This window comes from Roseovarius halophilus (ex Wu et al. 2025), from assembly GCF_047086965.1.
The window spans coordinates 1-6,250 of record NZ_JBKOTX010000266.1 but is presented as its reverse complement, the minus strand read 5'-3'; the positions used below and the strand labels follow the sequence as shown (position 1 = coordinate 6,250).

The following is a 6,250-nucleotide window of genomic DNA, read 5'->3' as shown; positions in this document are numbered from 1 at the left end:
GACCGCAATCCGGACCCCAACTGAACGAAACCGGCTCGACAGGTCTGTCCGACGCGCTGAAAAACGCCTCAGAAGGCACAGGATGACCCCGTCGCTTGGCCTGAAACACCCACAACCGGACGTCTGCGCCAGGCCAAGCAAGGTCCGGAGAGAGGAAATGCTTGACCGTACGGCCTCGACCGGCGAACTTTCCGTCATGTCGCAGGCCACTTGGGGAATGTCGGTCCAAAGGGCTCTCAATTGGCTCAAGCTGCACCTTACACAAAAGGCTGCTATTGGGAAACAGCGCAAGCTTTGCAAAGCCCGCTCCCTGCGCATTGTCGCCGTTCCTGACCGGCACAGCGAAGGGCTACTCACCGCCCTGTCTGCACGACGATCGAGCCGACGTGGACGCCCCTGAACGGACCTTCAAGGCAAACGGCGGCGCCGCAGTGTGGATTCCCGAAGCGGCCGTTCGTGCGCCTCGGAGATCACTGGAGAACGCCGTGCCGCCTATAGGTCCGCATCGAGCAGCGTGGCGCCGCGGCACTTGCCGTGTGCATCGAGAGCGAGCGATCTGGTCACGCCGCCTGCCAGCGCCTGCTGGATCACGAAGTTCAGCGCATGGAGCTGCGGCAGCGCGTAGCGCGTGACGCTGCCCGGAGCGGCGCCAAGGTGCTCGGCTACGCGTTCCTCGGTCAGCGCGGCGTCAAGGCGGGGCCAGTCCTCGGGGAGATAGGCGATCACCGCGATGTTCGTGGTGTCGCCCTTGTCGCCCGTCCGGGCATGGGCGATGTCGCGCAGCTTCATGTCAGGCCCCGATCAGATGGAAGGACTGCGACACCGACCCGGACGGCATCAGGCCCGGGGCGATCCCGATCACCTCGCGTATCCGTCCCGTCACGCCGCCGCCGCCGGAGGGGCCGCAGAGGTACAGACCCTCCACCTCCTCGGCGATGCGCGCGGCGGTGTCGCGCGAACGGCAGCGGGCGGCGTAGCGCATGCGGATTTCGGGCGGTTCGGGGCCGTCGCGCCCGGTCGGTCCCGCCACGGAATCGCAACCGATCAGCTCGCCGCGATGCTCGTCGATCTCGCCGTTGCAGGCCGCAAGCCGCGCGCCGACGATCTCGATCGCCAGGCGGCCGCGCGCGACGCAGCCGGGTCCGGCATAGGAGATTTGCCCCTCGCCGATCCAGCCGTCGCGGTAGCCCGCCGCGACCTTGAGCTTGCCTGTGGCCGGATGGCCCGCTCCGCCGGTGACGGCGATGCGGTCAGGGCCGATTTCCGCGAAGGTTACGCCGGTGAAATCGGCGACGACGTCCGGTTGCAGATAGGCGGCGGGGTCGTGAATCTCGTAGAGAAGCTGCTCGGTGCAGGTGGCGCGCGTCACCATGCCCCCGGTTCCCGCAAGCTTGGTGATCACCGCATCGCCGTCGGGGTCGACCTCGGCCAGCGGGAAGCCGATCCGCGCGAGGTCGGGGACGTCCTTGAACCCGGGATCGGCGAAATAGCCGCCCGTCACCTGTGCGGCGCATTCGAGCAGATGCCCAACGAGGGTGCCACGGCCGAGCCGGGTCCAGTCGTCCATCGCCCAGCCAAAGCTGTGCACCAGCGGCGCGAGAAACAGCGCGGGGTCCGAGGCGCGCCCGCAGATCACCACCTCGGCGCCCGCATCGAGCGCCGCGACGATGCCGGCCACGCCGGTATAGGCATTGGCCGAGACCAGCCGCTCGCCGAGCGCTCCGGCGGTGCAGCCGGTCTCGGCCAGCAGCAGCTCTCCGACCCGGTCGAACACGTCGTCGCCGGTGACGGCGGCCACCTTCAGCCCGGTCAGCCCGAGCTCGCGCGCGACACGGCGGACCGCCTCGGCCCCGGCGACGGGGTTCGCCGCGCCCATGTTGGTGACAATGCGTGTGCCGGCCCGTCGGCAGGCGGGCAGCACCGCGCGCATCCGCCGCTCCAGTTTCGTGTCGTATCCCACGCGTGCATCTGCAAGCTTCGCCTGCTGGGCAAGGGCGATGGTCCGTTCGGCGAGACACTCGAAGATGAGGAAATCGAGCTCACCACGCTCGGCGAGGTCGACGGCCGGCTCGATCCGGTCGCCCGAGAACCCCGCGCCTGCACCGATCCGTACCGTCATGCCAGCGCCTCCCCCCGGGTTCGCCCGAAGGCGCGGCCGGCGATCAGAAGGGCGAGCGCCGCAAAGGGCGTCACCGGATGCGGCCAGATTGCCAGCGCGATGACGAGCGCGAAGAGCGCCGGATCCGCCACCCGGTGACCGGTGAACCTCGCGCCCGACAGCAGCGCCGGGATCGCGACGACCAGGGCGAGCCCGGCGAAGACGGCCTCGACGATGTCGAGCGCGCCGCCCTGCATCGTCATCCCGGGATAAAGCAGGAGCAGGAACGGCACGACATAGGTGACGGCGGCCAGCCGCACCGCCTCGCCGGCGGCGGGGAGCCAGTTGGTGTCGGCGATGCCGGAGCCGACAAAGACCGCCACGCAGACCGGTGGCGTGATGACCGAGAGCGTTGCGAAGTAGAACACGAACAGATGCGCCGAAAGCGGCGCGACCCCAACCGCAGTGAGCGCCGGCGCCAGCACGGCGGCGACCAGCACATAGGCGGCGGTCGTCGGCAAGCCCATCCCCATGATCAGGCAGACGACGCCAACGATCAGCGCGACGAGGACGGTCGAGTCCCCGGCCCAGCTCACGATCATCGAGGACAGAGTTATGCCAATCCCGGTCAGATTGATCATCGAGACCAGCACCTGCGCGCCCGCCAGAAGCACGCCGATGATGACCATGCCGCGGCCCGCATCCTCGAGCCCCGACAGGAGCCGCCCCGCCATCTCGCGCGGGCTCAGCCGCCCAGCCTGCGTGGCGAAGAAGGCGATCAGCAGCCCGACCACGCCGTAGAAGGCCGAGGTGGCGATCGAGCGGCCGAGATAGATGCCGACGCCCAGCCCCCCGAGTGCCAGCAGGATCGGCAGCACCCGGCGCGGCGCGCCGATTAAGCGCCAGCTCGGCATCTCGTCTTCGGGCAAAAGCGCGAGACCCCGCCGCAGGGCGACGAAATGCACGGTCATGAAGACCGAGACGTAGAACAGGATCGCCGGCAGCATCGCACCGACGATGATCGTCCAATAGGACATGCCGAGGATCTCGGCCATGACGAAGGCCGCCGCCCCCATGATCGGCGGCGCGATCTGGCCGCCGGTGGAAGCCACCGCCTCGACCGCCGCCGCAAAGGGGCGCGGATAGCCGAGCCGGATCATCATCGGGATGGTGAAGTTGCCGGTGGTGGCGACATTGGCGACGGCCGAGCCTGAGATCATGCCGAAGAGGCCGCTGGCGATGGTGGCGATCTTCGCCGCGCCACCCGGCTGACGGCCGCCGACGCGCATCGCGAAATCCATGAAGGCCTGGCCGCCGCCGGTATGCAGAAGGAGCGCGCCGAACAGGACGAAGGCCGCGATCACGGTGGAGGCGACGCCCATCAGCATGCCCCAGATGCCGAGATCGCCGAGGAAGATCGTCTCGGTGACGAAGCCCCGGTCGAAGCCGCGATGGCCGAGCGGTCCGGGCAGCATGTCGCCCAGCAGCGCATAGGCGATCCCGACCAGCACCAGAGCCGGAAAGATCAGCCCGACCGTGCGGCGGCCGAGCTCCAGCACCGCGCCGACAAGCCCCACGGTCAGCGCCATGTCGAGCGTCGTGGCCCAGGGCAGCGAGCCCATGATGGACTCATAGTTCCAGACGACGTAGCCGCAGGCCACCACCGTCACCGCCGCCAGCGCGACATCGACGGCGAGGCCCACGGCACGCCAAGAGGTTCCGCGCCCCAAAGGGTAGAGCGCGAAACCCAGGCAGGAGACGAGCGCGAGGAAGAGGGCGCGCTGGATCAGTCCCTCGAAGGGACCGGTCGCAGCGGTGTAGAACACGAAGGCGCCGACGAGGACGGCCAGCGCCTTCTGGATGCGCTCGAGGCTCACCGGATCACTCCTCGGGCTGGAGTTTCTCCGGGATGTCGTAGCCGTTCTCCTCGAACCAGCGCGCCGCGCCGGGGTGGAGCGGGATCGTGCCGTAATCGAGCGTCATCTGCGCGAGATCCGCGTCCTTGATGCTGGCCATCGCGTTGGCCTGCGCGCTGTCGTCGGCCATGATCGCCGAGACGATCTTGTAGGCCGCCTCCTCGTCCAGCGAGGCGGGTGCCGCCACGCCGACGCCGAAGGCCCAGGTCTTGTAGTCGGGTATTCCTTCCGCGGCGCCCTCGGGGATGTCGACCACCGAGATGTCGGGCATCTCGTCGCGCAGGGTCTGGGCCTGCTCGTCGCTGAGGCCGAGCACCTCGATATCGGTCGAAGTCGCGATGTCCATCGTCGAGCCGTCGAGCTTCTGGCCCGAGCCGGACTTGACGTAGCCCGCCACGCGGTTGTCCTTGATCGCGCTGACGATGTCGGTGGTCGAACCGCGCGAGAAATCGGCGGTCAGCCCGAGCGTATCGAACACCGCCTCCGTCGTCGCCTCGGTCGAGGAGCCGCGGATGCCCGGATTGAACGTCACGCCCTCGAGCCCTTCGAGGCTGTCGACCCCGGCATCGGCGCGGATCACCACGTTCTGCGGCGCGTTGGTGTAGACCCAGAGCAGCCGCAGGTCCTGCTGGTTGCCCTCGAAGGCGTTGGTTCCGGCATAGGCGTGCTGCACGGTATTCGTGGTGACGAGGCCCAGGTCTACCTGGTCGCGCGCCATCCGCTTGATGTTGTCGAGCGTCGCGCCGGTCTCGACCACCGAGGCGGACAGCCCCTCGGCGTTCTCGTTGATGAGCTGGCCCACCGCGACGAAATAGCCGTAGTGGCTGGACGAGGCCGAGGTCGAGCCGACCAGCAGGTCCTGGTCCTGGGCGAGCGCCGGCCCGGCCAGCAGGGTCGCGCCGGCAAGGGCGCCGAGAATGGTCTTCATGTGATCCTCCCATAGTTCCGCCCCTGAGGGCGCTCTGAGGAGGATGGAGGGGCGGTATGGTTGCGTAAAGTGCATTGTTGTTCATAATACGTGCATGGATCACAATAATGTATCACTCGCCGACATCAGGGCGTTCACCACCGTGCTCGAGACCCGCTCGTTCCGCACCGCCGCCGTCATTCTCGGCCGGTCACCCTCGGCGCTGTCGCGGCAGGTCTCCGGGCTGGAGGAGCGGCTTGGCGTCCGGCTCTTCGACCGCGACACACGCAACGTCTACCCTACGGCCTCGGGCGAGGTGTTCGGGCGCGTGGCGCAGCGGATGCTGCACGCGGTCGAGGACGGCATGGCCGAGTTCGATGCGCATGCTTCCGCGCGCCAGGGCCGGCTGGTGATCGCCGGCCTGCCCTCGGTGACGGCGGGCCTGTTGCCGCAGCTGATCCGCGACTTCTCGGGGGCGCATTCCGGGATCGACCTGCGGATCCTCGACGCGCTGTCGGGCAGCGTGCTGGAAGCGGTGGAGAGCGGCGCCGCCGATCTGGGCTTCGCCGCCGGCACCGTCTCAACACGTAGCCGGCTCGACTTCCTGCCGCTGATGGACGACGAGTTCGTGGCGATCGGCCACCCCGAGGGGCCATTGGCCGAAGACCGGGTCTACGGCTGGGCGGAGATCGTCGGGATGCCCTTCATCGCCATGGCCGAGGGGACCAGCGTGCGAGAGTTGCTCGACGGCGCGTGCCTCAGGATCGGCAGGTCACTCGCGCCCCGGTTCGAGGTCTCGCATCTCGCGACGACATGTGCACTGGTCCTTGCGGGGCTCGGCGTGACCGCGCTGCCAACGCTCACGCTACCGGCCATCGACATGGGCCGTCTGATCCAGAGGCCGATCGCGGATTTCGGGGCGAAGCGTCGCATCGGCCTCGTCCGTCGGACTGGCAAGACCCTCTCCCCCGCCGCTCTGGCCTTCTTCGAGCTGGTGCAGCAACGCAGAGGGCTCTGACCCGGCTCGTGCAAAACAGGGAGCGGTGACATCATGCGTTCGATGCCCTGCTGACCAGCTTGCTTGCAGCCTGTCCCGGCACGCGTCAAGCTCAGTAGGGAGAAATCGTTGTTTAAATGCAGCAAGTAACTTAAAAAATTTTGTCTGACGTCAGCGCCTATAGGACAGATTTGAGGTTTTCATAACGGAGGATTTCTAGTTCATTGTACCGTGGCACGGTTCTGAGACAGCGCGTTGCGCTGGTTAGGCCGCCATTTTAACCTCCGTGACGGCTTCGGGTTCAAGGGCTTTTTGCTCGGCCCTGATCTGAT

5 protein-coding genes are annotated in these 6,250 nt (G+C 67.7%); 1 reads left to right on the top strand and 4 read right to left on the bottom strand.

Going from position 1 to position 6,250, the window contains the following annotated elements; translation table 11 throughout:
* Positions 1 to 492 precede the first annotated feature (492 nt).
* The 4 genes from ACH107_RS29070 to ACH107_RS29055 are packed head-to-tail and all read right to left on the bottom strand — an operon-like array spanning position 493 to position 4,942.
* Positions 493 to 789 carry a hypothetical protein gene (locus tag ACH107_RS29070; protein WP_412509205.1) on the bottom strand — a complete coding sequence of 99 codons (297 nt, stop codon included), beginning with the start codon at positions 787 to 789 and terminating at the stop codon, positions 493 to 495.
* A 1-nt stretch (position 790) separates the two neighbouring features.
* The gene (locus ACH107_RS29065; protein ID WP_412509204.1) at positions 791 to 2,119 is read right to left on the bottom strand and encodes an acyclic terpene utilization AtuA family protein; all 1,329 of its coding nucleotides are present in this window, start codon (positions 2,117 to 2,119) and stop codon (positions 791 to 793) included.
* Positions 2,116 to 3,975, bottom strand: a complete 1,860-nt coding sequence (locus ACH107_RS29060) for a TRAP transporter permease (RefSeq protein ID WP_412509203.1) — start codon at positions 3,973 to 3,975, stop codon at positions 2,116 to 2,118. Before ACH107_RS29060 ends, ACH107_RS29065 begins: the two co-directional genes overlap by 4 nt.
* Positions 3,976 to 3,979: 4 nt before the next feature.
* Entirely contained in the window at positions 3,980 to 4,942 is a 963-nt protein-coding gene (locus ACH107_RS29055) for a TAXI family TRAP transporter solute-binding subunit (RefSeq protein WP_412509202.1), read from the bottom strand.
* Positions 4,943 to 5,036: 94 nt separating this feature from the next.
* Between ACH107_RS29055 and ACH107_RS29050 the strand changes: the two genes are divergently transcribed.
* The gene (locus tag ACH107_RS29050; RefSeq protein WP_412509201.1) at positions 5,037 to 5,939 is read left to right on the top strand and encodes a LysR family transcriptional regulator; all 903 of its coding nucleotides are present in this window, start codon (positions 5,037 to 5,039) and stop codon (positions 5,937 to 5,939) included.
* The last annotated feature ends 311 nt before the right edge of the window (positions 5,940 to 6,250 follow it).

What these genes read in the sequence shown, in the direction of transcription:
- ACH107_RS29065 (WP_412509204.1), bottom strand. Translation starts at nt 2,119, where the DNA reads ATGACGGTACGGATCGGTGCAGGCGCGGGGTTCTCGGGCGACCGGATC.
- ACH107_RS29055 (WP_412509202.1), bottom strand. Translation starts at nt 4,942, where the DNA reads ATGAAGACCATTCTCGGCGCCCTTGCCGGCGCGACCCTGCTGGCCGGG.
- ACH107_RS29070 (WP_412509205.1), bottom strand. Translation starts at nt 789, where the DNA reads ATGAAGCTGCGCGACATCGCCCATGCCCGGACGGGCGACAAGGGCGAC.
- ACH107_RS29050 (WP_412509201.1), top strand. Translation starts at nt 5,037, where the DNA reads ATGGATCACAATAATGTATCACTCGCCGACATCAGGGCGTTCACCACC.